Genomic DNA, 26016 nt, shown 5'->3' with positions numbered 1-26016 from the left:
CATGGCCGAAAAAGCTCTAAAAACCAGCGCGTTCAAGTGGGAAGGTAAAGACAGACGCGGTGCGGTTGTCTCCGGCGTGATAAACGGTCAAAACCCAGCCTTGGTCAAGGCGCAGCTACGCAAGCAAGGCATCAACCCGACCAAGGTACGTAAGGAGTCATCACTGTCCTTCGGCAAGGGCAAGAAAATCAAGCCAATGGACATTGCCTTGTTCACGCGACAGATGGCAACCATGATGAAGGCTGGCGTACCGCTGCTGCAGTCTTTCGACATCATTGGTGAGGGCTTTGACAACCCCAATATGCGCAAGCTGGTGGATGAAGTGAAACAGGAGGTAGCGGCAGGTAACAGCTTCGCAGCCTCTCTACGCAAGAAGCCTCAATACTTTGACGAGCTGTACTGCAACCTGGTGGAATCTGGAGAGCAGGCCGGTGCGCTGGAGAACCTGCTGGATCGTATTGCGACCTACAAGGAAAAAACCGAGGCTCTGAAGGCCAAGATTAAGAAGGCGATGAATTACCCTATCGCCGTGGTAGTAGTTGCGATTATCGTATCCGCTATTCTGCTTATTAAAGTCGTGCCTCAATTCGAGGAGGTTTTTGCCAACTTTGGCGCTGAGCTCCCTGCCTTTACACTGATGGTTATTGGAATATCCCAGTTTCTTCAGGAATGGTGGTTCATATTTTTGATTGCGATCCTCGCCGCCGCTTTTGCGTTCAAGGAGGCGATGAAACGCTCGCAAAAATTACGCGATTCCGTGGATCGTGGTGTACTGAAACTACCGATCGTAGGCGACATCCTCTATAAATCCGCCGTCGCTCGTTTTGCTCGCACACTCTCGACCACCTTTGCCGCCGGCGTTCCACTGGTAGATGCTCTGGACTCAGTCTCTGGCGCCACCGGCAACGTGGTGTTTAAGAACGCGACCAACAAAATCAAGGCCGATGTGTCCACAGGCATGCAACTGAATTTCTCGATGCGCACCACAGGCACCTTCCCGTCCATGGCCGTGCAGATGACCGCCATTGGTGAAGAGTCCGGCTCGTTGGATGAGATGCTCGATAAGGTAGCCAGCTTTTATGAGGCCGAGGTGGACAACATGGTCGACGGTCTAACCAGTCTGATGGAGCCCATCATCATGTCCGTGCTGGGCGTACTGGTCGGTGGCCTGATCATCGCCATGTACCTGCCAATCTTCCAGTTGGGTGCCGTCGTTTAAATGCTCGTAGTCGATTTTTTGGCCAGCCATGTGCTGGCCTTTGTTTTATGCACCCTGCTGCTAGGCCTGCTGGTTGGCAGCTTCCTGAATGTAGTGATTTACCGCCTACCGCAAATGCTGCAGCGCGACTGGCAGAGCCAGGCGCGCGAAGTGTTGGAATTGCCAGCGGCGCCGACATCAGAAACCTTCAATCTGATCCTGCCCAATTCATCGTGCCCGCAATGCGGCCATGAGATTCGCCCTTGGGAAAACATTCCGGTCATCAGCTACCTGTTCCTGCGCGGCAAGTGCTCGAACTGCAAGACCCCGATCAGCAAGCGTTACCCCATAGTCGAACTCGTCTGCGGCCTAATCTCGGGCTACGTCGCCTGGCACTTTGGTTTTACCTGGCAGGCCGGGGCGATGCTGGTGCTGGCCTGGGGGCTGCTGGCGATGAGCCTGATAGATGCCGATCACCAGATTCTGCCGGACGTGCTGGTGCTGCCGCTGCTGTGGCTGGGGTTGATCGTCAATTACTTCGGGTTGTTCACTAGCCTCGAGGATGCGCTGTGGGGTGCGATTGCCGGTTATCTGAGCCTGTGGTCGGTGTACTGGCTGTTCAAGCTGATCACCGGCAAGGAAGGCATGGGTTACGGCGACTTCAAGTTGCTGGCCATGCTCGGCGCCTGGGGCGGCTGGCAGATTCTGCCGCTGACCATTTTGCTGTCGTCGCTGGTCGGCGCGGTGCTGGGGGTGATTCTGCTGCGCCTGCGCGGTAGCGATTCGAGTACGCCGATGCCCTTCGGGCCTTATCTGGCGATTGCCGGTTGGATCGCGCTGCTTTGGGGCGACGTGATTACCGGGAGTTATTTGAAGTTCGCCGGGTTCTGAGGCGCAGCGGCGCGCCGTCTCGTGTGTTCGCGGCGGGGCGCCGCTCCTACAGCCCGTAGCCCGGATGAAATCCGGGGGTGCCGATACATGTTCCCGGATTGCATCCGGGCTACCCGCTGGTTGAAGGCGTCCAGGTTGTAGGAGCGCCGCCCCGGCGCGAAGCTTTTGGATTCAGCAACACGCCAAAGCCATTCGCCGCGGGGCGCGGCTCCTACAAGGGGGATAGGACACCGTGTTCGCATCACATCGAAATCCCCCCTACAATCGCGGCCTTGAGCAATGACGAGGCTGCATTGGCGTGACAAAACCCTGGATTCTCGGCCTGACCGGCGGCATCGGCAGTGGCAAGAGCGCTGTGGCACAAGGTTTTATGGACCGCGGCGTGCATGTGGTCGATGCCGACCACGCGGCGCGCTGGGTAGTCGAGCCGGGCCGACCGGCACTGGCAAAGATCGCCGAGCACTTCGGTGCAGGTGTGCTGCAAGCCAGCGGCGAGCTGGACCGTGCCGCGCTGCGCAAGCTGATATTTGCCGACCCCGAGCAGCGCCGCTGGTTGGAAAACCTTCTGCACCCGCTGATCGGCCAGGAAATCATTCAGGTACTGGCACGCGCCGAGTCGCCTTACGCCATCCTGGTCTCACCGTTGCTGGTCGAGTCCGGCCAGCGGCATATGACCCAGAGGGTGCTGGTGGTCGACACCCCTGCCGAGCTACAGATCCAACGCACCATCGCCCGCGACCAAAGCTCGGAAGAGCAGGTTCGCGCCATCATGCAGGCTCAGGCCAGCCGCGAAGAGCGGCTGCGTCATGCACATGACGTACTGGTCAATGATCGCGATATGGTCTGGCTGGATACGGAAGTCGAGCGCCTGCACAACTTTTACCTGACCCTGCGCGGAGGCCAGCCATGACCACGACCGTTCAATGCCCCACCTGTGGCGCGCCCGTCGAGTGGAAAACCGAAAACGCCTATCGCCCGTTCTGCAGTGATCGTTGCAAGCTCATCGACCTGGGCGCCTGGGCTGCCGAGGAGCACGCGATTCCCGGCAATGATCTGGAAGACGAGCTGTTCAGTGGTGATCTGCCGACGCGGCCGCATTGACGAGCAATCGCGGCTGAAGCCGTTCCTAAAGCTGCACATGGCGAGCATCCATCAAGACAGCGCTCAGGGGCGCATAAAGGCGTAATCAAGATCATCGTCGAGGTTATCGGCGAGAAACTGCAGTTCGTGCGCCAGCTCTTGGGGATCGCGCAGCGTCTTGCTCTGCTGCACGATCTCCGACAGCAGCGCACGCAAAGCCATCACAGGCTCGTAGCCCTGGGTTTCGGCGTCATGCAGATCGCCCTCGAGTGCCTTTCTCGCCCAGCTGTGAATACTCATCTCGAATCCCTCGGAAGCCTTTTTTACAGCATGGCGGCAGGCACGCTCCGAGCATTGACCGGGATCAAGCCTGCCAGCGGCATTCAATCGGCCAATACGCCGCCATTCACTCGCCGCGGTCATTCTCCTTCCAGGGCGCCTGCAGGTAGCGGCTGCGGTTGAAGGTTTCCAGCCAGTCCGGATAGAACACCACCAGTGCCGTGACGATGGTGCCGTTGATAAAGGCCTCGGGGAACGCCACCAGCCACAGGTAACCGGCGAAATCATCCAGCCAGGGCGGCATGGGGAACAGGCCGTCCATCCACAACAAGGCGAGGCCGCCGAGCAGCGTCATCAGCGTCGCCAGCGCAGCGGGGAAGAACCCGCAGAAGAAGATGTAGACGAACAGGTTGCGTGGCTGCGCGCGCTCGACCCGGATGGCGCAAAGCTCGGTGACCAGCACCGGTATCAGCACCAGCAGTACGCCGTTGATGCCGAGCGATGCCAGATCCATGCGCCCTATAGCCAACAGGCCAAGCTGCGCCGCCAGGCCGGCGAGCACGGCCAGCGGCCAGTCGAGCAGCAGGGTTACAGCGGTCATGCCGATGAAATGGTAGGACAGCCCGGAGTCGAAATCGCGGCGCACCAGCCACAGCAGAAACAACCCGAGCATGGTCCCGAACAGCAGATGCTGGCGGCGCAGATCGCTGAACAGCTCGACCCAGGGTGCGCGAGCGACCGACCAGAGCAGTGCCAGCCCGTAGATCAGCCAGCCACCCAACAAGGTAGAAAACGCCAGTAGATTGGAAGCGATCATGCGTGCACCCTTTATTCACTCCTCGCCGTGCCGGGCAGTCTACACCGGCACTCGGGGTAAGTTTGACGGCGTAGCACCGGTGGGGCGATTGCTCTGCCATTGATCAATGACATTCAGAACCCAGCGGGATTCCAGTCTTCACACGAATGCCTGGCGCCATACCCTGCAAGCGCTCACTAGGGAGCACTGGCATAGGGGTCAGCGCTACGGCTAAGCTCTGCCCATGGACGACTCCGATTACCTGCGCCTGCTGACGCACCAGGCCGAGCAGGCCAATGCCTTTCTCTCCAACGCCAAGAAATGGGAGCGCGAGCGCTGGGTCTGTCAGCGTCTGCTGCAGGCGCTGAACGTGCGTCATCACAACGACGACTTCATGCCCAGCGGCCAGGAGCCGCCGGACGTGCTGTTTCGCGACGCCAATTTCGAAGTGTTCTTCGTGCTCGATGAAGGACGGCGCCTCAATGATGAGTGGCGCGCCGAGCTCGAACGGCGCCGTAGCGCCTTCTCTCTGAGCCAACTGGTGCGCCGCGAAGCACGGCCCAAGCGCATCCCGGCCAGCGAGATGCAGGCGCGACTGGCGCCAACCTTGCGCAAGAAGGCGCATAACTATCGCGAGCGCGGCATCGATCTGGGCGAGCTCGACCTGGTCGCCTTCGTCAGTCTCAAGCGCGCCGTGCTGGACTGCAACAGCCACTTTCCACCGCCGACCGAATATCTGCGTCAGGGCTGGCGCTCATTGTCGCTGGTCGGCCCGCGCTTCGCCCGCGTGCTGTTCGCCCACCCGGACGCGCCGGATTTTCTGCGACAGAACCTTGGGCGCAGTCTGCTGTTCGACATTGGTATCGGCCTATGAGCCCGTTACAGGAACTGCTGGCCGAGGTACCACAGGTCGGCCGGGTGCGCTGTATAGGCGTTCGCCCCAAAGCTCGCGAGGCCATGCTCGAAGTCGAAGCCGTGGAAGCCCGACGCGAAGCAGGCCTGACTGGTGATCACAGCCGCCCGGGGCCACGCAATGCGCGGCAGGTCACGCTGATTCAGTGGGAGCACCTGGCAGTCGTCGCCGCCCTGCTCGGCCGCGATGCGCCCATGCAGCCGAGCGAGCTGCGACGCAACATTGCGGTCGCCGGCATCAACCTGTTCAGCCTGAAAGGCAGGCGCTTTCGCATTGGCCAGGCGCTGCTGGAGACCACCGGCTGGTGCCAGCCCTGCGCCCGCCTCGAGGAACGCCTTGGGCGCGGTACCTTCCAGGCCATGCGTGGCCACGGGGGCATAACGGCCAGAGTGATCGAGGGCGGCATCATCCGCCTGGAAGATGCCGTCAGCGTGCAAGCCATCTGCCAGACACCTGACCCGCAGGACAACGACGCTCGCCAAGGCTGGCGGGCACGCCTAGAATAGCCGCATTCAAGCAGAGGCCTCCCCATGACCAGCCGCCTGAGCCCCGAAGACCAGCAGAAAGTCGACCACTACCTGAGCGCTCCGCAGCATCAGGTCGAACGTCAGCCGTTTCGCGTCTGGCGCCTGCTCACCGTGGTGCTGGTCGTCGTAATCGGCCTGGGCCTGCTGAGCCGTTTTCTGAGTCGACTGGTGCTATGAGCTGCCTCGCGCTCGCCCTCTCGCACTCACACCGTCTTTTTCAAAGCCTTGTGAGCATTATCCATGTCCCATCGCATCGTGATTGTCGGCGGCGGCGCCGGCGGTTTGGAGCTGGCTACCCGCCTTGGTAGAAAACTGGGCAAGAGCGGCGCAGCCCGGATCATCCTGGTCGACGCCAACCTCACCCACATCTGGAAGCCACTGCTGCACGAAGTGGCCGCCGGCTCGCTGAATTCCTCGGAAGACGAACTGAACTACGTGGCCCAGGCCAAGTGGAATCATTTCGAGTTCCAGCTCGGGCGCATGTCGGGTCTTGACCGTGCCGGCAAGAGCATCACCCTGGCGCCGACACTGGATGACGACGGCCAGATGCTGATGCCTGAACGCCGCATCGCCTACGACAGTCTGGTGATCGCCGTCGGCAGCACCACCAATGACTTCGGCACACCGGGCGCGGCCGAGCACTGCATCTTCCTCGACACGCGGGCGCAGGCCGAGCGCTTCCACCGGCGCATGCTCAGCCACTACCTACGTGCGCACGCCAACGAAAGCGAAGACGGCTCGAAGATCGACATCGCCATCGTCGGCGCGGGCGCAACGGGGGTCGAGCTGGCAGCCGAACTGCACCACGCCGCCAAGCAGTTGGCAGCCTATGGTCTCAATCGCATTCGCCCGGAAGACATGCGCATCACCCTGATCGAAGCGGGCCCACGCGTGCTGCCCGCCCTGCCCGAGCGCATCGCCCGCCCTGTGCACCAAACTCTGGAGAAGCTCGGCGTTACGGTACTGACCGGCGCAGCGGTCAGCGAAGTGACCGCAGAGGGATTGAAGACCGCCGATGGCAATTTCATACCGGCGAGCCTGAAAGTCTGGGCCGCTGGCATCCGTGCGCCCGGCTTTCTCAAGGACCTCGACGGCCTGGAAAGCAACCGCATCAATCAGTTGCAGGTACGCCCGACCCTGCAGACGACACTGGACGACGACGTATTCGCCTTTGGCGATTGCGCGGCCTGCCCGCAGCCGGGCAACGACGGTCGTAACGTGCCGCCGCGCGCCCAGGCCGCACATCAGCAGGCCTCGCTGTTGGCCAAGTCGCTGCGGTTGAAGATCAGTGGTCAGTCGCTGCCGGAGTATCGCTATCGCGACTATGGCTCGCTCATCTCGCTGTCGAGCTTCTCGGCGGTCGGCAACCTGATGGGCAATCTCACTGGCAGCGTGATGCTCGAAGGCTGGTTGGCGCGGGTGTTCTACGTATCGCTCTACCGCATGCACCAGATGGCGCTGTACGGTACTCTGCGTACGCTGCTGCTGATGCTCAGCGACCGCATCGGACGCAGCACCGAGCCGCGCCTTAAGCTGCACTAAAAGCAGCCGCAGAGCGGCCTTCTGATGACCCTCTCCCATTCCTGGGAGAGGGTGCCCGAAGGGCGGGAGAGGGCAATACAGGCGACTCGGTGGCCCGATTACCCTCTCCCCCGGCCCCTCTCCCGCAAGCGGGAGAGGGGAGACAAGCAAGTCTCGTAGGCTGGGCTTCAGCCCACCCTACGAACTGCTATCCATAGGCGAGGGTCAGCAGATATGCGGGATGCGACTCCGCTCCCACAAAAGCAGGCTCGTAGCCCGGATGCAATCCGGGGCAATCTTTCAGCGCGAGAAAGCCCCGGATTGCATCCGGGCTACGCAAGAAGCCAATACGCAGACACGAAAAAGCCCGCACTAGGCGGGCTTCTTCGTTGTGGTGGTGGGTCGTGTAGGATTCGAACCTACGACCAATTGGTTAAAAGCCAACTGCTCTACCAACTGAGCTAACGACCCAAATATGGTCGGGGTAGGGGGATTCGAACTCCCGACATCTTGCTCCCAAAGCAAGCGCGCTACCGGACTGCGCTATACCCCGTTAGGAAGTTGGCTCCGCGACCTGGACTCGAACCAGGGACCCAATGATTAACAGTCATTTGCTCTACCGACTGAGCTATCGCGGAACTTCGGTCTTCCATCTCTGCCGCGTTTCAGCTTTTGCTTTACCGCTTCAGAGGCGCGCCATTTTACGTAGCAAAAATTCCCTGTCAACCCCTGCAAACTGCTTTTACTACAATGCTTTGCGGCACGAGCATGGACTACTATATGTTTCATTGAACTGCGGCAGCGTGCAGGACGCGCCCGCCGACGACGCCAGCCAGGACAGTCCATGAGCAACCAGGACAAGCCCCCCGTTCATCCCAAGGTGGTCAGCCTCGCCAGCCGCGGCATCCAGCCGCGCTTCAGCGATCTGGTGCAGGCCTGCCGCAAGCTGGTGATGAACCGTCTGGCGGAGCACCTCGGTGGCGTGTTCGGTCAGGTCGACGACACCCTGTTCGAATGCGCGGAAAAAGCCGAGAACAACAAGGTGCAGACCCTGTTCTTCGACAGCATGCGTGAAATTCGCCGTCAGCGCCCGCAGATCGAGCGCAGCTACCATCAGAAGATCGCCAGCAATTTCTCCGACTTCCTCGACGGCAAACTGCAGAACCCGGCCACTGCTCAGCTGGACCCGGAACAGTTGGCGCTGGTGCAGAACGAGGATTACGAAGAAACCCTGCAGGTGACCAATATGGTCAGCCGGGTCAAGGCGCGCTGCACCCAGCCACTGTTCGCCCTGGATCAGCGCCTGGCGCTGCTCAACAACGGCCAGAAGCTCGGCGAGGACAGCAACCCCTTCGGCCCGCAGGCTATCGCCCAGGCGTTTCGTGATGCCCTGGCGCCCTGCCCGTTCCCGCTGCAGATCAAGACCATCCTCTACATGCTCTTCGATAAGCATGTCATGCAGAGCCTCGATTCGCTCTATGGCGCGCTCAATCAGCGCCTGATCGACGCCGGCGTATTACCCAACCTCAAGTACAGCGCGCAGGTCAATCCAAGCGTCAGCCGGCCGGTAGCAACCAAACCGGATGCCCTGCCGCACAAGTCGCAGTCGACGAGCAAGCCAGGTACCACATCAAAGCCCGCAGAACCGGCGCTGCTCGACCTGGACCTCAGCGCCCCACCGCCGAGCGATCCGGGCGCGCTGTTCAGCGGCCTGTCCAGCCTGCTCGACGAGCATCGCCACAGTCATCCTGAAGCGCCATTGCTCGGCGGCACACGCAGCATCGTCAGTTTCTCTCCGCGCCAGGCCAGCCGCACCTACAGCGCCAGCGAGTTACTCGCCGCACTCAACCGCATGCAGCAGCAGTCGGCCCAGGATCTGGCCCAGCGCCTACACAAGCCACAGGCGGTGGAAGGCCTCAAGGCCGACCTGCAGCAGCAACTCGAAGCGCACAGCAGCCTGCCGGGCGACAGCAAGGTGTCGGGCCAGGAAGCCGACGTGATCGACCTGGTCGGCATGCTGTTCGACTTCATTCTCGACGACGAGAATCTGCCGGACGCCTGCAAGACAGCGCTTTCACACCTGCACACGCCCTATCTGAAAATCGCCCTGCTCGACAAAGCCCTGTTCACTCAGCATCACCATCCGGCCAGGCGCCTGCTCAACGCCATGGCGCAGGCCGGCGTGCTCTATGGCAACGAAGGCGACGAACGCGGCCTGCTGGCCAAGATGCACTGGGTGGTCGAGCGGGTGATCCACGGTTTCAGCGGCGATCTGGGGCTGTTCGACAGCCTGATCGAAGAGTTCAACGAGTACGTCGCAACCCTGCGCCACAAGGTCGAGCTGCGCGAGCGCCGTGCGGTCGAGGCGGCCAAGGGTCGTGACCGCCTGCTCGGCGCGCGCGAGCATGCACTGGAGGTGATTCAGCGTTGCGTCGATCAACGCGACCTGCCGGCGATCATCCGCAACTTCCTCGAACTCACCTGGGCCGACGTACTGGTTTTCGTGCTGCTGCGCCATGGCGAGCAGAGCGCGGAATGGCAACGGGCCTGCGAGGTGGCCGAGCAGCTGGCCTGGAGCGGCACCCCGCTTGGTGACGACGACAAGCAGCGCCTGCAGGACATACGCGTCCCCATGCTCAGCGACCTGCGCAAGGGCCTGGAGCTACTCGGCGGCTATCACGAAGACGGCATCCGCCGCCTGCTGCAGGACCTGGTGGCCTGCCAGCATGCGGTGCAGGCCAAACAGCCGCAACTGGCGGCGCAGCTCAAGCCGAACCTGCCGGACAGCCCGCTGGGCGCCATGCTCGGCGAGGATGCTGACCTGGCTCGCCAGGCGCCGCCACGCAGCAAGCTCTCTGCCCGTGCACAAGCGCTGGCCAGGGAGCTGGCCAACGTCGAGTTCGGCACCTGGTTCGAGTTCGTCGAAGGCAACAAGAGCCGCGTACTCAAGCTTTCCTGGTTCAGCCCGACCACACATAACTACATGTTCGTCGACAACAGCGGCCAGCGCGTGGCGATCAAGCCGCTGACCCTGCTGGCCAGCGAAATGGAACAGGGCCAGGCCCGCATCGTCACCCCCGAACGCGCGACCCCGTTGGTGGATCGCGCACTGACCGCCATCTACCGCGTGCTACAGCGTTTCACCGGACGCACAGTAGAGCCCCGCTGAGGAATTTCCATGGAAGAGCGTCGCCAACACAGCCGCCATGGCACCGAAATGCAACTGGAGGTCTTCGACCTGAACAGCGGCCAGCGCCTTGGCCGCATCGTCGACCTTTCCGCCGATGGCTTCATGCTGTTCAGCGATACACCACATGCAGCGGATGCCGTGCTGGAATGCCGCCTGGTCTGCACCTCCAGCGCCGCCGAGGTACAGGAAGTGCGCCTGGGTGCCGACTGCCTGTGGAGTCGCCCCGGCGCTGACGGCCAGCATTGCTGGGCCGGCTTTCATATCATCGATCTGGCCGAGGACCAGGCCAAGGCGCTGGAAAGCCTGCTGGCCAGGCTTTAATGCAGCAGAATGCAATAAACAGCCTAGCGTAGGAGCCCCGCCCCCGGGGCGAAGCACTTTGGGTCTGAGTCACACCCATTCGCGGCGAGGCGCCGCTCCTACAGATAGCCCGCGATCCTAATGAAAAACGGAGCCCTGAGGCTCCGTTTTTTCATCGAACTGACGCTTACTGCGCCAGCTTCTTGTAACGCACGCGGTGCGGCTGCGCGGCGGCATCGCCCAGGCGTTTCTTGCGGTCGGCTTCGAACTCGGTGTAGTTGCCTTCGAAGAAGTTGACCTTGCCGTCGTCCTCGTAGGAGAGGATGTGGGTGGCGATACGGTCGAGGAACCAGCGATCGTGGGAGATCACGATGGCGGCGCCGGGGAAGTCCAGCAGCGCTTCTTCCAGCGCACGCAGGGTTTCCACGTCGAGGTCGTTGGACGGTTCGTCGAGCAGCAGCACGTTGCCGCCCTGCTTGAGGGTCAGCGCCATGTGCAGACGACCGCGCTCACCACCGGAGAGGTCCTTGACGAACTTCTGCTGGTCGGCACCCTTGAAGTTGAAACGACCAACGTAACCACGCGACGGCACCTCGTAGTTGCCGACCTTGATCATGTCGAAGCCGTCGGAGATCTGCTCCCACACGGTCTTGCTGCCATCGAGCATGTCGCGGCTCTGCTCGACGCTGGCGATCTGTACGGTTTCACCGATCTCGATGGTGCCGGAATCCGGCTGCTCCTTGCCGGTGATCATGCGCAGCAGGGTCGACTTACCGGCACCGTTGCCGCCGATCACGCCGACGATGGCACCTTTGGGGATGCTGAAGGACAGATCGTCGATCAGCACACGGTCGCCGAAGGACTTCGACACGTTGTGGAAGTCGATGACCTTGTCGCCCAGACGCGGACCGGCCGGGATGTAGATCTCGTTGGTCTCGCTGCGCTTCTGGAATTCCTGCGACTGCATTTCCTCGAAGCGTTGCAGACGCGCCTTGGACTTGGCCTGACGCGCCTTGGCGCCCTGGCGCACCCACTCCAGTTCGGCCTTCATGGCCTTGGCGTGTGAGGCCTCGGCCTTGGCTTCCTGGGCCAGGCGGTTGGCCTTCGACTCCAGCCAGCCGGAGTAGTTGCCCTCGTACGGGATGCCGTGGCCACGGTCGAGTTCGAGAATCCAGCCGGCGACATTGTCGAGGAAGTAACGGTCGTGGGTAATCGCTACCACTGTGCCGGGGAAGTCGTGCAGGAAGCGCTCCAGCCATGCCACCGAGTCTGCGTCCAGGTGGTTGGTCGGTTCGTCCAGCAGCAGCATGTCGGGCGCCGACAGCAGCAGGCGGCACAGCGCCACGCGGCGCTTCTCACCACCGGACAGGTGCTCGATCTTGGCCTCCCATGGCGGCAGGCGCAGGGCGTCAGCCGCCACTTCCAGCTGGCGCTCCAGGTTGTGGCCGTCGGAGGCCTGCAAAATGGCCTCCAGCTTGGCTTGTTCGGCGGCCAGCGCGTCGAAGTCGGCATCCGGTTCGGCGTAGGCGGCGTACACCTCGTCGAGGCGGGCCTGGGCCTGCTTGATCTCGCCTACGGCTTCTTCGACGATGTCGCGCACCGTCTTGCTCGGGTCGAGCTGCGGCTCCTGTGGCAGATAGCCGACCTTGATGCCCGGCATCGGCCGGGCTTCGCCGTCGATCTCGGTATCGACGCCGGCCATGATGCGCAGCAGGGTCGACTTACCGGCACCGTTGAGGCCCAGCACGCCGATCTTGGCGCCTGGGAAGAACGACAGGGAAATGTCCTTGAGAATTTCACGCTTCGGCGGGACGACCTTGCTGACCCGATGCATGCTGTAGACGTACTGAGCCATGGAGAACCTGACTGGTGAGAATAAAGGCTGGAAATGGCGGGCCCTTGCAGACAGTGCGAGGACATTGCGAGTGACGACACCGGCAACATGCGCAGGCTATCAGGCACCCCCCGGTGCCTGTCGGCCCGGCCGCCGTGTTACCGGCTGCAGGCAACTTTCATCACGCCTGCAGCCGGGCATTGGCAGAGACCTTAGCCCCTGCAGGAGCGAACGCCAAGTACCGCGCGGACAGTTCACGCGCGCGGCGCAAAGCTACCGTAATGTACGAGGCAGGGCAAACCTACGCTCGTCGGCGAAGCTGGCACTTGGCCACGTTTACAGGCATCCTACCCGGCTGACATGGGCATACGCCGGCTCATTTGTCTCAAAGCTCAGATAGCTCAGCACTGGCTGCAGGTTCACAAACGTGTCGACTCCCTCATCCCTGCCTTCATCTCCCCCGGGCGAGTCGCGCGCACCGAAACACCGAACGGTGTTGCGGCGCGCGCTGGTGGTGTTGGTAGTGGCGATTCTGGCATTGCTGGCCTGGCAACTGACTCAGGAGTATCGCCAGTTGCTCGCTAGCCAGAAGCGACTGAGCCGGGATTACGCCACCCAGCTGGCCAAGCACGTGAGCCTGAGCATGCGTCTGAAAGCGCAGGCAGGCCAGGCGATGCTGCAGTACGAGGGCAATGACCACGACCGGGTGGCGACCCTGAGCAGCATATTTCCGACGCTACGCAGCGTGGCCCGGCTCGATGCCAATGGGCAGTTGCTGGCCGATAGCGCCGGCGAATCTCGTGACCTCCCTTTCATTCGCAACCTGCAACAACACGCCGGCTCGGCACCCTATCACTTCGCCTTCAGCGCACAGCAAGGTGGCGCGCTTTATCTGCTGTTGCCCCAGCCAGATGGCAGCCAGTATGTCTTGCGCATGCGCGCCAGCGCACTGCGCCGCTGGCTGCGCGAACAGCATCAAAGCGAATACCAGTGGTTGCTCGAAGACCTGCAGAGTCAGCGGGTCATCGCCCGCGCCGATGATCTACGACAGCCCGGTGACTCTGTCGCCCCGGTTACCGCAGCGGAGCAGGCACAGAGCCTGGAACTGATCCCCCTGCCAGGCAGCGACTGGCAATTGCGCGCGCTGTTCGATGCCGATCGCGCCGGCAACGAGCTGATGCCGGCCCTTGCCGGCAAGTTCCTGCTGTTCGCGCTGTGCAGCCTGCTTACCTTGCTGGCCCTGTACGGTCTGCAACGCGAGCAACGCCGCCTGCAACGCCTGAACACCGAGTCGCGCCGCTCATTGCGCCAGGCTGCAAGCGCCCTCGGTGCCGTCGAAGAGCGCATCCTGGTCACCCAGGCCGACGGCAAGTTGCGCTACCTGAACCCACAGGCCGAGGCGCTGTTCGGTATCAGCAGTGAAGCGGCCTGGGACATGCACCTGCTGGATCTGCTGCCCGATCTCGACCCCCTGCTGCTCAACAGCCCCAACCTGGCCAATGATCTGGGGCCGGAGCTGGTCAGAGTGGCGAGCGAGGGCCGCGCGCGCCTGTTCGCCGTGACCCGCAGCGACATCAGCGAGATCGGTCGCCAGGCCGGCTACGTCTGGGTGCTGCGCGACGTGACCAACGAGCAGCAGGCCATGCGCGTGCTGCAGGAAACCCGCCGGCGCTATCAGGACATCTTCGAAGGCACCGGCGTGGCACTGTGCGTGCTCGATCTTTCCGGCGTGCGCAGCCTGCTGTTGCAGCACAAGCTGCGAGACGCCGCAGGGCTGCAGCGCTGGCTGCAGGCCGATGCCGAACACCACGAGCTGCTGGTCGAGCAGTTGCGCATCACCGAGGCCAATCAGGTGGCGCTCAACCTGCTCGGGGTGAAGACCACCGAACAGGCCTGGCAGCAATTGATCGATAACGGTCCGGTGCAACCGGACGATTTGCGCTATCGCCTGGCCGTGGCCGTGCTCGAAGGCCCCAATCTGGTGGAGCTGGAAACCCAGCTGGTCACCGCACAGGGTTTGCAACGCCACGTCTGGCTGGTGCTGCGGCTGCCGGAAATGATTCAGGACTATCAAGCCGTCACCCTGAGCATCAGCGACATCACCAGCCGCAAGCGCATCGAGCTGTCGCTGATCGAGCGTGAGCGCTTCTGGTCGGAGGTGGTGCGCTCGGTGCCCGACCTGCTCTACGTGCATGACATGCAGAACCGCCAGGTGCTGTTCAGCAACCATAGCCTGGGCCTGCAGCTGGGCTACAGCAAGGCCGAGTTGCGCGCCATGCGCGAGGATTTCTGGCTGCAGGTACTGCATCCGGACGATGCCGAATACTACTGGCGCATCCGCAATCTGCAGAAGGTGGTCGGCGACGGCCTGCTGCTCGAGTCAGTGCTGCGCTGGCGCCATCGTAACGGTCAGTGGCACTGGTTCAGCATCCGCGAGCAGGCACTGGCGCGCGATGACCACGGCCGCGTCAGTCGCCTGATCGGCGTGGCCAAGGACATCACCGAGCAGATCGAGCGCAACCAGTCGCTGCGCGACAGCGAGCAACGTTATCGTCTGCTGGCCGAAAGCATCAGCGATGTCATCTTCTCCACCGATAGAGCGCTGAACCTCAACTACGTCAGCCCTTCGGTCGAGCCAATCCTGGGCTATTCCGTCAACTGGGTGATGGCCAACAGTTTCTACGGCCTGGCGGCCAATCCGCAGCAACTGGACGGCCTCAACCTGCTGCTCGAACGCATCCGCGATGCGCTCGGCGAGCGCGACCGCCTCAATCGCCTGCGTGACGAACTGCCGGATCAGTTGTTCGTCTTCGATTGCCTGCGCGCCGACGGCCACAAGATTCCGGTAGAACTACGCCTGGTGCTGATGTGGGACGAGAACGGCCGCTTCGAAGGCATCCTCGGCGTTGGCCGCGACATCAGCCAGCAACGCCGGGCAGAAAAAGACCTGCGCATGGCCGCCACGGTATTCGAGCACTCGACCGCTGCGATCCTGGTGACCGATCCGGCCGGCTACATCGTCCAGGTCAACAAGGCGTTCAGTCGCGTCACAGGCTATTCGGCCGGCCAGGTACTCGACCAATTGCCCGGTATGCTCACTGCCGACCGCCAGCAGGCCACTCACCTGCAATACATCCTCGGTCAGCTCAATCAGCGCGGCAGCTGGGAGGGCGAGGTGTGGCTCAAGCGCAAGGGCGGCGAGAACTTCCCGGCCTGGGTCGGCATCACCGCCGTGCATGACGAGGAAGGCGACCTGGTCAGCTACGTGTGCTTCTTCAGCGATATCAGCGAGCGCAAGGCCAGCGAACAGCGCATTCATCGTCTGGCCTACTACGATGCCCTGACTCATCTGCCCAACCGCACCCTGTTCCAGGACCGTCTGCACAGCGCCCTGCAGCACGCCGAGCGGCACAACGAGTGGGTCGTGCTGATGTTTCTCGATCTCGACCGCTTCAAGCCGATCAACGATTCGCTCGGCCATGCCGCCGGCGACCGTATGCTCAAGGACGTGGCCGTGCGCCTGTCGGCCTGTGTCGACGGCGACGACACGGTTGCACGCATGGGCGGCGACGAGTTCACCCTGTTGCTGCAGCCGCGCGCCACCCGCGATGGTGCGCTCAATCGCGCCATTCATGTTGCCGAGCAGATTCTCTCCAGCCTGGCCCGCCCCTTCGTCCTCGAAGGCCGCGAGTTCTTCGTCACCGCCAGTATCGGTATCGCGCTTGCCCCGCAGGACGGCAACGAACTGAGCCAGTTGATGAAGAACGCCGACACCGCCATGTACCACGCCAAGGAGCGCGGCAAGAACAACTTCCAGTTCTACCAGGCCGACATGAACGCCAGCGCACTGGAACGCCTGGAGCTGGAAAGCGACCTGCGCCACGCCCAGGAGCAGGGCCAGTTCGTTTTGCACTACCAGCCGCAGTTCTCCGGCGACGGCCGCCGCCTCACCGGCGTCGAAGCGCTGCTGCGCTGGAATCACCCGAGCCGTGGTCTGGTGCCGCCGGATGACTTCATCCCGGTGCTCGAGGAGCTTGGCCTGGTGGTGCAGGTCGGCGAGTGGGTACTGGAAGAATCGTGCAGGCAGCTCAAGGCCTGGCACGAGGAAAAGATCCGCATCCCCAAGGTCTCGGTCAATCTGTCGGCCCGCCAGTTCGGCGAGGGCGACCTGACGGCGCGTATCGCCACCATCCTGGAAAGAACCGGGGTAGCGCCCGCATGCCTGGAAGTGGAGTTGACCGAAAGCATCCTGATGCGCGACGTCTCCAGCGCGATGCAGACCCTGAACGAGCTCAAGCGCCTCGGGCTCTGCATCGCGGTGGACGACTTCGGCACCGGCTACTCGTCGCTGAACTACCTCAAGCAGTTCCCCATCGACGTACTGAAGATCGACCGCAGCTTCGTTGACGGTCTGCCCGATGGCGAACAGGATGCACAGATCGCCCGCGCCATCATCGCCATGGCGCACAGTCTGAACATGATGGTGATCGCCGAAGGCGTGGAAAGTCACGCCCAGCTGGAGTTCCTGCGCGAACATGGCTGTGATGAAGTGCAGGGCTACCTGCTCGGCAGGCCGATGCAGGCGAGCCAGTTCAGTGCCCAGTTCGGCGGTGCGGCGCTGTTCATACTCAGTTGAGGCCAAGGCGGTAGGCGCTATGAGGGCCACTTGCCTGGCTCATGACCGACCTTCATATGCCTGAATGCGACGTTTGCGGTAGAATCCGCCCCTCTTTCAACCGCCCAGCTGATTTCAGGGGACCGCCATGTTCAGCCGTGATTTGACCCTCGCTCGTTTTGACGCCGAACTCTTTGCCGCGATGGAGCAGGAAGCCCAGCGCCAGGAGGAGCACATCGAGCTGATCGCCTCGGAAAACTACACCAGCCCGGCGGTAATGGAAGCCCAAGGCAGCGTGCTTACCAACAAGTACGCCGAAGGCTACCCGGGCAAGCGTTACTACGGTGGCTGCGAGTACGTCGATGTGGTCGAGCAACTCGCCATCGACCGTGCCAAGGAGCTGTTCGGCGCTGACTATGCCAACGTCCAGCCGCACTCCGGCAGCCAGGCCAACAGCGCCGTGTACATGGCCCTGCTCAATGCTGGCGACACCGTGCTGGGCATGAGCCTGGCCCACGGCGGCCACCTGACCCACGGCGCCAGCGTCAGCTTCTCCGGCAAGATCTACAATGCCGTGCAGTACGGCATCACCGATGCCGGTCTGATCGACTACGACGAAGTCGAGCGCCTGGCCGTCGAGCACAAGCCGAAGATGATCATCGCCGGCTTCAGCGCCTATTCGCAGGTGCTGGACTTTGCCCGCTTCCGCGCCATTGCCGACAAGGTCGGTGCCTACCTGTTCGTCGACATGGCGCACGTGGCGGGCCTGGTCGCCGCCGGCCTGTACCCGAACCCGGTCCCCTTCGCCGACGTGGTCACCACCACCACCCACAAGACCCTGCGCGGCCCGCGCGGTGGCCTGATCCTGGCGCGCAAGAACGAAGAGCTGGAGAAGAAATTCAACTCCGCGGTGTTCCCGGGCGGCCAGGGCGGCCCACTGGAGCATGTCATTGCCGCCAAGGCCGTGTGCTTCAAGGAAGCGCTGCAGCCCGAGTTCAAGGCGTACCAGGCCCAGGTGATCAAGAACGCCCAGACCATGGCCCAGGTGTTCATCGACAACGGCTACGACGTGGTTTCCGGCGGCACGCAGAACCATCTGTTCCTGCTCTCGCTGATCAAGCAGGACATCACTGGTAAGGATGCCGACGCCGCCCTGGGCCGCGCCTTCATCACCGTGAACAAGAACAGCGTGCCGAACGACCCGCGTTCGCCCTTCGTCACCTCCGGCCTGCGTATCGGCACCCCCGCCGTGACCACCCGTGGCTTCAAGGAAGACGAGTGCCGTCAGCTGGCGGGCTGGATCTGCGAAGTGCTGGCCAACCTCGGCAACGAGGAAGTCGAAGGCCGCGTGCGTGAGCAGGTCAAGGCGCTGTGCGCGAAGTTCCCGGTCTACGCCAACTAAGGCTACGCCTGAAACAAAGAAGCCCGCCGATTGGCGCAATGCTGTTCACTTAAGGTTGTACACGTTTGGCTCCCCTCTCCCATTCATGGGAGAGGGGCTGGGGGAGAGGGCTGAAAACACCGCAAAACTGCCAGTTTTCCCCTCTCCCTAACCCTCTCCCCAAAATGGTCGAGGGGACTGATCGCGTCCAATCATTTCTTATGTGAACAGCGTTACGCCAAAGGCGGGCTTCTTTTTGCCTGGGGTTTGCCTTAGGCCGGCTGTTTCACATAGCGCGCCAGTTGCGCATCACGGCTCATTACATCGAGGGTAGCGGCCAGTACCTGCTCGCTGGTGGCGTCGGCCTGGCTGAAGATGGTGCCGAAGTTGTCATGGGTGACCTTGGCAAAATGCGCGCGGTCCTGAGCCTCGACGCCCAGCAGGGTGGCGTATGCATCCAGCGCTTCGCCCTGGCCCATGGCCATGTCTTCGGCGATGGAATCGAGCATGCCGTTCATTGCCAGCATCGAACGACCGTTGTAGCCCAACGCACCGCTGGTATCGCAGCCATTGGTCCCGGAAGTCATACCGAAGGTGGCGTTACCCGAAGTGCCGTTGGTAGTGGTGGCCAGGAAGTGCGGGGCCATGCCACGCTGGCCTTCGAACAACATGTTGCCCCAGCCGCAACCATTGCCGCCCGCAGCATCGGCGAAAGCACCAACACTGGCCATGCTCAACAGGCCGAAGACCAAACCTTTGCCTAGCAGTCGCTTGCTCATATCTATCGCTCCGCAATATCGAGTAATAAAAACCGCATAAGGAGCTTCGGCGAGACTTGGCTACCTGTCAAACTAATGTGCATCGGTTGTGTGCTACGGCACATGGGCTGGCGTACATGGCCATCAGCCTTGGCTATAGTGTTGTAAATCCTTCAGGAGTATCGGCATGAGTGAATCAGCCAACGAGCGTCGGCGCTTTCATCGTATCGCTTTCGACGCGCCCACCATCATCGCCCAGGGCGAGCGGCAATGGTCGGCAGCTCTGCGCGATATTTCTCTCAAGGGCCTGCTGATCAGCACGCCTGGTGACTGGAACGGCGACCCGGATCAACCCTTCGATGCCCTTATCGAGCTAGGGGGCGAAGCCAAGGTGAAGATGGAGGTGGAGCTGACACGCACCCAGTCAAAATCCCTGGGCTTCGTCTGCCGTCATATCGATCTGGAATCCATCAGTCATTTGCGCCGCCTGGTCGAACTCAACCTTGGCGATGAGCAGTTGCTGGAACGCGAACTGGCGGCGCTGGGCGAAGACGACTGAGTCGCTTCAATGGCGCTTGCGCGCCGCCTCGTCCTCACGCTGCTGGCGTTGTTGGCGAAGCGCCTGAATGCGCAGCACCTCACCATGGGCCTCGCGTGACTGCGTTGCCTTGGCGTCGAAGTTGAAGGCACGGGAAAAGTAATCGAAGAACAGGAACATGAGAGCGTCTCCTTCAGTGGATACGCCCTCATGCTGCTCGCCGATAGCCAGCTACCTGTTGATCTGCGTCAGTTTTCGCCAGGCCCCGTTGGCGACAGAACGCCGCAGTCCGGTAGCCCGATGAATCCGGGATGAACCGCACCGCACAAGCGCCGGACTGCATCCGGCGGCGCCCTCCCCTATTCGAACAGCGCATCCAGCGCCTGTTCAAGACGTGTGACCGCAACGATCTGCAGCCCAGCCGGCGCTTCCTTGGGCGCATTACCCTTTGGCACGATGGCGCGCTTGAAGCCGTGCTTGGCCGCCTCCTTCAGACGCTCCTGGCCGCTCGGCACCGGGCGGATCTCACCGGACAGGCCGATCTCGCCGAACACCAGCAGATCATGCTGCAGCGGCCGGTTGCGCAGGCTGGAAATCACCGCCGCCATCAGCGCCAGATCGGAGGCCGTCTCCAGTACCTTCACCCCGCCGACGACGTTGAGAAACACGTCCTGATCATAGGTCGGGATACCACCGTGGCGGTGCAGCACCGCCAGCAGCATGGCCAGGCGGTTCTGATCCAGGCCCAGAGTCACGCGCCGCGGGTTGCCCAGGTGGCTGGTATCGACCAGCGCCTGCACTTCCACCAGCATCGGTCGCGAGCCCTCCCAGGTGGCCATCACGACGCTGCCGGGCACTGCCTCCTGGGCACGGGTGAGGAAGATCGCCGAGGGGTTGGAAACCTCCTTGAGGCCCTTGTCGGTCATGCCGAACACGCCCAGTTCGTTGACCGCGCCGAAGCGGTTCTTCACGGCGCGCAAGAGACGCAGACGACCGTCGGATTCGCCCTCGAAATACAGCACGGTATCGACCATGTGCTCCAGCACGCGCGGGCCGGCCAACGCGCCCTCCTTGGTCACGTGGCCGACGAGGAAGATCGCCGTGCCGCTCTGCTTGGCGAAGCGCACCAGCAGCGCCGCGCTCTCGCGTACCTGGGCCACGCCGCCCGGTGCCGACTGCAACTGTTCGGTGAAGATGGTCTGGATCGAGTCGATGACCATGACCTTGGGCTTTTCCTGGCGCGCGGTGGCGATGATCGACTCGATGCAGGTCTCGGTCATCACCTTCAGCTTGTCCTGCGGCAGGTCCAGGCGCCTTGCGCGCATGGCCACCTGCTGCTGCGACTCCTCACCGGTGACGTACAGCGCCGGGAAGCGCTGGGCGATGTTGCACAGGGTCTGCAGCAGGATGGTCGACTTGCCGATACCGGGATCGCCGCCGATCAACACCACCGAACCATCCACCAGGCCTCCGCCAAGCACCCGATCCAGCTCGCTGGAGGCGGTGGAGAAACGCGGAATTTCCTCGACGCTGACCTCGGCCAGGGTTCTGATATTGGCCTTGTCGCCGGCCCAACCGGTGCGCCCGCTGGGCGTGGCGCCCTCGACCACGGTTTCCACCAGGGTATTCCAGGCGCCGCACTCACCGCACTGCCCTGCCCACTTGGGAAAGGTGGCGCCACACTCGGTGCAGCCGTACATGCGTTTTGCCTTGGCCATTGCGATCGATCCTGCCGCTGAACGAAGGCTGGAACGATACCGAACAACTGGATAGATTTACAGACCACGCCCTCTTCGCCCGGAACGCGCTCATGCAGATCCAGCTGCTGCCAACCAGTGCCGAACAGCTACCGCTGCTGGCCAACCTCTACCAGTTCTATGCCTACGAAAGCTCCGACTGGGAGCAGGAGGACGTGGAGACGGATGGCCGCTTCTACGTTCACCAGCCGCACCTGCAGCGTTACTGGCAGGAGCCGGGCTGGAGCCGCAACTGATCCTTGCCGATGGCTTCATTGCCGGTTTTCTGCTGATCGAGCGCAGCGAACTGCCGGGTATCGAGGCATTTGAGTTCGCCGACCTGTTCATTTTGAAGAAGTATCGCCGCCACGGCATCGGCCGAGCGCTGGTGCAACAAGTGATGGGCGATGGCAGCCCGTGGCTGCTGCGCTACTACCGTCAGGATGAGCTGGCGTGTGCCTTCTGGCAGCAGCTTCTGAGCGAGTGGCCCAGACCGGTGCGCGCGGTATGGACGGAAGAAGAGGCGGACGGGTTGCTCACCTACCTGATCAACCCGCCCGTGCATTGAAGCGGGTCGCCCCGCAATGGCGTAGGAGTGGCTTCAGCCACGAACAGCTGTGCAGCGAGATTGGCGGCTGAAGGCGCTTCGGAAGGTTTTCCGTCAGCCTCCGCAGCCGTTGCCGCAACCGCAGCACTGCCCACTTGCGCGCTTGAGCTGTCGCGCCAGCTCGTCCTTGAGGGCGACGCGGTTGAGCTTCAGCGCCTGCAGCGAGACATCGTCGAGCAGCTCGATACCGTCTTCGATGCGGCAGATACGCTTGTCCAGGGCCTCGTACTCCTCAGCCTGACGGGCGAACAGTGCATCTTCCTGGCGCAGGCGCTGCAGGGCTGCGCGGTCTTCGGAAAAATCGTGGACAAGCGAGTGATGATCGACGTGCATGGCGCAGCTCCTGTTCAAGGTGTTGTGCGCAGGCTAGCCCGTCTCCAGCGCCTATCCCTTGACCCCGATCAAACCCGATTCAGGTAGCCCCGTGCAGCAGACCGGCTATCTCGTCCTTGAGTCCCACACGCTGCAGTTTTAGCCCCTGTAATGTCAGGTCATCGGTCGCCGAACGGCCGTCCTCTATCTCGTAGATGCGTTTGTCCAGCGCCTCGTACTCGGCAGCCAGACTGGCGAAACGCGCATCGCTCTGCATCAGCTTGCGCAGCGCATCGTGATGCTGCGGAAATTCTCGATTGAGCGGGTGATGTTCAAGCGGCATGAGATATTCTCCCCAAGGATACCTTTCACAGCCTAGCCGAAGCTGGGCTGCGTGCAGTGATCGAGCGGTGCCAAGCACCAAACTTCCGCGAACCGTAGCAGCATGAACCTGCACGGCGAAAACAAATGTTGCAGCTTTCCTGCATTTTTCTCTGCATTTCGGCTAGATTAAGCGCCCCTTGGCCACTTACCCCCCTAAATGACACTCCTGATAGCGTTCGCTGTCCTCTCCATTCTGGTTTCGTTCATCTGCTCCATCCTCGAAGCCGCTCTGCTTTCCCTCACGCCCAGTTACATCGCCCAGCAGAAGGTTGCAAAGCCCCAGCTGTACGAAAGGCTGAAAGCACTCAAAGACAAGATCGATCAGCCACTGGCGGCCATCCTGACCCTCAATACAGTGGCGCATACCGTCGGTGCGACCGGTGTCGGCGCGCAGGTCGCCATCGTCTTCGGCGACGGTTATCTGGGTATCGCCTCGGCGGTCATGACGCTGCTGATTCTGGTCCTTTCGGAAATTTTGCCGAAGACCATCGGTGCCCGTTACTGGCGCGCCCTGGCGCCATTTCTGCCGGGCCTGCTGCGGGCAATGATCCTGCTGCTCAAACCGTTCATCGTGCTCTCGGACCTGATCATGCGCCTGTTCGGCGGCAAGGAGCCGGAGCATGACATTCGCCAGGAGATCAAGGCGCTGACCCTGCTCGGCCGCGAAGTGGGCAAGCTCGACGAAGACGAACAGCGGGTCATCGGTAACATTCTCGACCTGCATGAAATTCGTCTGCGCGACATCATGACCCCGCGCATCGTCTGCGAGTCGGCCGCGCCGGATGAATCGATCGCCGCGTTCAAGTCGCGCGCCAGGGAAAGCCAGTTTTCCCGCTACCCGGTCATCGGTGAAGACGAAGCGCCGCTGGGCGTGGTGTTCCGCTACGACGCCCTGGCCGCCGAGAACGATGCCGAGCCGATCACCCGGATCATGAAGCCGCTGAAAGTCGTGCCGGACAGCATGAACGTGGAAAACCTGATGACCCTGCTGATGCAGGAGCGTCAGCACATGTGCCTGGTGTACGACGAGTTCGGTAGCTGGCGCGGCCTGGTAACGCTGGAAGACATCATGGAAACCATCATTGGCAAGCCGATCCTCGACGAGACCGACGACATCCCCAACATGCGCCGCTTCGCCAAGCGCCGCTGGGAGCATCGGATCAAATCGATCCGCGAAGTCTGATTACCAGTAGTTTTCCACCGCCACCTGACCCGGCCTGCGGGTCAGGCTCAGGTTCAGACCGCGCGCCTTCAGACGCTGGCGAATGTCGTCGATCATCTGCGGGTTACCGCAGATCATCACCCGTGAATGTTCGGGCGTCAGCTTGAGTCCGGCGGCGCGCTCCAGTTCGCCGTTATCAAGTAGCTCGGTGATGCGCGCATTGAGACAGCCCGGCGCCTGCTCGCGGGTGACCACCGGCAGGTAGGTGAGCCTGTCGGCGAGCCCGGCCAGATGTTCCAGCTGACCAAGCCCCCTGATCAGCGGTTGATAGGCCAGCTCGGCGCAGGTCCGGGCGCTGTACACCAGTACGATGCGCTCGAAGCGTTGCCAGACCTCGAAATCCTGCAGCATCGACAGGAATGGCGCGATGCCCGTGCCACTGCCCAGCAGCCACAGGTCGCGGCCATCGACGAAGCGATCCAGGGTCAGGTAGCCGGTCGCCATTTTTTCCACCAGCAGGCTGTCACCGACACGCAAGCGGCTCAGCTCACTGGTGAACTCGCCGCCCGGTACCACGATGGAGAAGAACTCGAGAAACTCGTCATGCGGCGCGCAGACCAGCGAATAGGCGCGCCAGACCAGACTGCCGTCGGCCTTTTCCACGCCCAGCCGGACGAACTGCCCGGCGCGAAAACGAAAGCCTGCATCCCGGGTGGTACGCAAGGTAAACAGGCTCGGCGTCAGGCTGTGCACCTCGAGCAGCGTCTGACGGGTGAACTTGTCTTCGCTGACGGTCATAATCGTCCCCTTGTTCGAATCTGCTGCCAGTGTCGCGCATTGTGCGGCCGGCAAACACCGACGGTTTCCATGCCTATTTTCACGACGCCCTTCGCCAGCCTCGAGCTGCTGCGCCAACCGCATCAGGCGAACGAGCCTCTGCAAGCGTTCGACGCCGCGGACGAGTATCTGCTCAACCATCTGCATGAGCACGGCCTGCAGGCCAAGGATTCGGTACTGCTGCTCAACGACAGTTTCGGCGCCCTCGCCTGTTCGCTGGCCGGGCGTTGCCGGGTGACCAGCAGCAGCGATTCGCACCTGGGGTTTCTCGCCCTGCAGAAGAACCTCGCCGCCAATGGTTTGGGTAGCGATGCAGTGTCCTTTGTGCCGAGCAGCGAAACACCGCTGGGTCCGTTCGACTGGGTGCTGATCCGCGTACCCAAGACCCTGGCGCTGCTGGAGGAGCAACTGATTCGCCTGCATGGCCAGCTGGCGCCGAACGCCCGCGTGGTGGCCGCGGCTATGGTCAAGCATCTGCCGCGTGCGGCGGGTGATCTGTTGGAAAAATACATCGGCCCCGTGCAGGCTTCACTGGCGGTGAAAAAGGCGCGCCTGCTGATGAGCGCGCCGGAGAACAAGGCCGTGCCGGGCTCGCCCTACCCGAGCCGCTACCGTCTGGACAAACCGGCCCTGGAGCTGATCAACCACGCCAACGTGTTCTGCCGCGACGGTCTGGACATCGGCACCCGTGCCTTTCTGCCACACCTGCCGCGGCACCTCGACGCGCGCCGCGTCGCCGATCTGGGTTGCGGCAATGGCGTGCTCGGCATCGCCTATGCCATGAATAGCCCGCAGGCGCAGCTGACCCTGGTCGACGAGTCGTACATGGCCGTGCAGTCGGCGCAGGAAAACTGGCGCGCGGCCCTCGGTGATCGGCCGGTGACCATCCGTGCCGGCGACGGCCTGGCGGAGCAGCCGGCTGGCTCGCTGGACCTGGTGTTGTGCAACCCGCCGTTCCACCAGCAGCAGGTAGTCGGCGACTTTCTCGCCTGGCGCATGTTCCAGCAAGCCCGTGCGGCGCTGGTGACCGGCGGCGAACTGTGGATAGTCGGCAACCGCCACCTGGGCTATCACGCCAAGCTGGCGCGCCTGTTCCGCGGTGTCGAGCAGGTGGCGGCCAACCCCAAGTTCGTGGTGCTGAAGGCGAGCAAGTAAGC

At 62.4% G+C, this 26016-nt stretch carries 24 protein-coding genes, 3 tRNA genes and 1 pseudogene; 16 read left to right on the top strand and 12 right to left on the bottom strand.

Annotation, left to right across the window (positions count from 1 at the left end; genetic code table 11):
• Position 1 precedes the first annotated feature (1 nt).
• The 4 genes from GYB81_RS00785 to yacG all read left to right on the top strand — a co-directional run bounded on the left by GYB81_RS00785 (position 2) and on the right by yacG (position 3190).
• Positions 2–1219: a type II secretion system F family protein gene (locus GYB81_RS00785; protein ID WP_161864866.1), complete on the top strand. Its 1218-nt coding sequence runs from the start codon at positions 2–4 to the stop codon at positions 1217–1219.
• Positions 1220–2089, top strand: a complete 870-nt coding sequence (locus GYB81_RS00780) for a prepilin peptidase (protein WP_161864865.1) — start codon at positions 1220–1222, stop codon at positions 2087–2089.
• A 298-nt stretch (positions 2090–2387) separates the two neighbouring features.
• The gene (gene coaE / locus GYB81_RS00775) at positions 2388–2999 is read left to right on the top strand and encodes a dephospho-CoA kinase (protein WP_161864864.1); all 612 of its coding nucleotides are present in this window, start codon (positions 2388–2390) and stop codon (positions 2997–2999) included.
• On the top strand, positions 2996–3190 hold the full coding sequence (yacG, locus tag GYB81_RS00770; protein WP_161864863.1) for a DNA gyrase inhibitor YacG: 195 nt from the start codon (positions 2996–2998) through the stop codon (positions 3188–3190). Before coaE ends, yacG begins: the two co-directional genes overlap by 4 nt.
• Before the next feature lie 63 nt (positions 3191–3253).
• Here the strand turns inward: yacG and GYB81_RS00765 are convergent, their stop codons facing one another.
• Both GYB81_RS00765 and GYB81_RS00760 read right to left on the bottom strand, forming a co-directional pair.
• Entirely contained in the window at positions 3254–3469 is a 216-nt protein-coding gene (locus GYB81_RS00765) for a hypothetical protein (protein WP_161865080.1), read from the bottom strand.
• 106 nt (positions 3470–3575) lie between these two features.
• On the bottom strand, positions 3576–4265 hold the full coding sequence (locus tag GYB81_RS00760) for an energy-coupling factor ABC transporter permease (protein ID WP_161864862.1): 690 nt from the start codon (positions 4263–4265) through the stop codon (positions 3576–3578).
• A gap of 223 nt (positions 4266–4488) precedes the next feature.
• On the opposite strand from GYB81_RS00760, the gene GYB81_RS00755 reads away from it, so the two are divergent.
• The 4 genes from GYB81_RS00755 (at position 4489) to GYB81_RS00740 (ending at position 7226) form a co-directional block, all read left to right on the top strand.
• Complete coding sequence (locus tag GYB81_RS00755; RefSeq protein WP_024306892.1) at positions 4489–5118, top strand: DUF1780 domain-containing protein; 630 nt, start codon at positions 4489–4491, stop codon at positions 5116–5118.
• Complete coding sequence (locus tag GYB81_RS00750; protein ID WP_161864861.1) at positions 5115–5663, top strand: MOSC domain-containing protein; 549 nt, start codon at positions 5115–5117, stop codon at positions 5661–5663. Before GYB81_RS00755 ends, GYB81_RS00750 begins: the two co-directional genes overlap by 4 nt.
• A 24-nt stretch (positions 5664–5687) precedes the next feature.
• Positions 5688–5861 (top strand): DUF3094 family protein, encoded by a 174-nt coding sequence (locus tag GYB81_RS00745; RefSeq protein WP_161864860.1) that lies wholly within the window; start codon positions 5688–5690, stop codon positions 5859–5861.
• 63 nt (positions 5862–5924) lie between these two features.
• Positions 5925–7226, top strand: a complete 1302-nt coding sequence (locus tag GYB81_RS00740) for an NAD(P)/FAD-dependent oxidoreductase (RefSeq protein ID WP_161864859.1) — start codon at positions 5925–5927, stop codon at positions 7224–7226.
• Positions 7227–7600: 374 nt separating this feature from the next.
• On the opposite strand, the gene GYB81_RS00735 is transcribed toward GYB81_RS00740, so the two are convergent.
• From GYB81_RS00735 to GYB81_RS00725, 3 genes are all read right to left on the bottom strand, one after another.
• Positions 7601–7676 (bottom strand) — tRNA-Lys (locus GYB81_RS00735).
• A 5-nt stretch (positions 7677–7681) separates the two neighbouring features.
• A tRNA-Pro gene (locus GYB81_RS00730) sits at positions 7682–7758 on the bottom strand.
• Positions 7759–7767: 9 nt separating this feature from the next.
• Positions 7768–7843 (bottom strand) — tRNA-Asn (locus GYB81_RS00725).
• A gap of 206 nt (positions 7844–8049) precedes the next feature.
• Here GYB81_RS00725 and GYB81_RS00720 point away from each other — a divergent pair.
• Complete coding sequence (locus GYB81_RS00720; protein WP_161864858.1) at positions 8050–10374, top strand: DUF1631 domain-containing protein; 2325 nt, start codon at positions 8050–8052, stop codon at positions 10372–10374.
• 9 nt (positions 10375–10383) lie between these two features.
• On the top strand, positions 10384–10716 hold the full coding sequence (locus GYB81_RS00715) for a PilZ domain-containing protein (RefSeq protein ID WP_161864857.1): 333 nt from the start codon (positions 10384–10386) through the stop codon (positions 10714–10716).
• Positions 10717–10882: 166 nt separating this feature from the next.
• On the opposite strand, the gene ettA is transcribed toward GYB81_RS00715, so the two are convergent.
• Positions 10883–12550 carry an energy-dependent translational throttle protein EttA gene (ettA, locus tag GYB81_RS00710; RefSeq protein WP_161864856.1) on the bottom strand — a complete coding sequence of 556 codons (1668 nt, stop codon included), beginning with the start codon at positions 12548–12550 and terminating at the stop codon, positions 10883–10885.
• A 406-nt stretch (positions 12551–12956) separates the two neighbouring features.
• On the opposite strand from ettA, the gene GYB81_RS00705 reads away from it, so the two are divergent.
• Both GYB81_RS00705 and glyA read left to right on the top strand, forming a co-directional pair.
• Positions 12957–17165 (top strand): EAL domain-containing protein, encoded by a 4209-nt coding sequence (locus GYB81_RS00705; RefSeq protein ID WP_218573849.1) that lies wholly within the window; start codon positions 12957–12959, stop codon positions 17163–17165.
• Positions 17166–17292: 127 nt separating this feature from the next.
• Positions 17293–18546 carry a serine hydroxymethyltransferase gene (gene glyA, locus GYB81_RS00700; protein ID WP_161864855.1) on the top strand — a complete coding sequence of 418 codons (1254 nt, stop codon included), beginning with the start codon at positions 17293–17295 and terminating at the stop codon, positions 18544–18546.
• 251 nt (positions 18547–18797) lie between these two features.
• On the opposite strand, the gene GYB81_RS00695 is transcribed toward glyA, so the two are convergent.
• Positions 18798–19304 carry a DUF3015 domain-containing protein gene (locus GYB81_RS00695; protein WP_161864854.1) on the bottom strand — a complete coding sequence of 169 codons (507 nt, stop codon included), beginning with the start codon at positions 19302–19304 and terminating at the stop codon, positions 18798–18800.
• Between the two features lie 166 nt (positions 19305–19470).
• On the opposite strand from GYB81_RS00695, the gene GYB81_RS00690 reads away from it, so the two are divergent.
• Positions 19471–19842, top strand: coding sequence for a PilZ domain-containing protein (locus tag GYB81_RS00690; RefSeq protein ID WP_161864853.1), 372 nt, complete (start codon positions 19471–19473; stop codon positions 19840–19842).
• Positions 19843–19848: 6 nt separating this feature from the next.
• On the opposite strand, the gene GYB81_RS24435 is transcribed toward GYB81_RS00690, so the two are convergent.
• Together GYB81_RS24435 and radA are read right to left on the bottom strand one after the other, a co-directional pair.
• Positions 19849–20001, bottom strand: coding sequence for a hypothetical protein (locus GYB81_RS24435; RefSeq protein WP_178101772.1), 153 nt, complete (start codon positions 19999–20001; stop codon positions 19849–19851).
• 179 nt (positions 20002–20180) lie between these two features.
• The gene (gene radA, locus GYB81_RS00685) at positions 20181–21539 is read right to left on the bottom strand and encodes a DNA repair protein RadA (RefSeq protein WP_161864852.1); all 1359 of its coding nucleotides are present in this window, start codon (positions 21537–21539) and stop codon (positions 20181–20183) included.
• A 92-nt stretch (positions 21540–21631) separates the two neighbouring features.
• On the opposite strand from radA, the pseudogene GYB81_RS00680 reads away from it, so the two are divergent.
• A pseudogene (locus GYB81_RS00680) lies at positions 21632–22125 on the top strand (GNAT family N-acetyltransferase).
• Between the two features lie 93 nt (positions 22126–22218).
• Here GYB81_RS00680 and GYB81_RS00675 read toward each other — a convergent pair.
• Positions 22219–22497: an HP1242/YdcH family protein gene (locus GYB81_RS00675; RefSeq protein ID WP_161864850.1), complete on the bottom strand. Its 279-nt coding sequence runs from the start codon at positions 22495–22497 to the stop codon at positions 22219–22221.
• A 79-nt stretch (positions 22498–22576) separates the two neighbouring features.
• Positions 22577–22819, bottom strand: a complete 243-nt coding sequence (locus GYB81_RS00670; protein WP_161864849.1) for an HP1242/YdcH family protein — start codon at positions 22817–22819, stop codon at positions 22577–22579.
• A 198-nt stretch (positions 22820–23017) separates the two neighbouring features.
• Between GYB81_RS00670 and GYB81_RS00665 the strand changes: the two genes are divergently transcribed.
• On the top strand, positions 23018–24043 hold the full coding sequence (locus GYB81_RS00665; protein ID WP_161864848.1) for a CNNM domain-containing protein: 1026 nt from the start codon (positions 23018–23020) through the stop codon (positions 24041–24043).
• On the opposite strand, the gene GYB81_RS00660 is transcribed toward GYB81_RS00665, so the two are convergent.
• The gene (locus tag GYB81_RS00660; RefSeq protein ID WP_161864847.1) at positions 24044–24820 is read right to left on the bottom strand and encodes a ferredoxin--NADP reductase; all 777 of its coding nucleotides are present in this window, start codon (positions 24818–24820) and stop codon (positions 24044–24046) included.
• 69 nt (positions 24821–24889) lie between these two features.
• Here GYB81_RS00660 and GYB81_RS00655 point away from each other — a divergent pair, with 69 nt between their 5' ends.
• Positions 24890–26014 (top strand): methyltransferase, encoded by a 1125-nt coding sequence (locus GYB81_RS00655; RefSeq protein ID WP_161864846.1) that lies wholly within the window; start codon positions 24890–24892, stop codon positions 26012–26014.
• Positions 26015–26016: the final 2 nt, after the last annotated feature.

The organism is Pseudomonas yangonensis (genome assembly GCF_009932725.1).
In the GTDB taxonomy this organism is placed as follows: Bacteria; Pseudomonadota; Gammaproteobacteria; order Pseudomonadales; family Pseudomonadaceae; genus Aquipseudomonas; species Aquipseudomonas yangonensis.
Note: the sequence above shows the minus strand (reverse complement) of the source record. Positions and strands in the feature narration are given on the sequence as shown.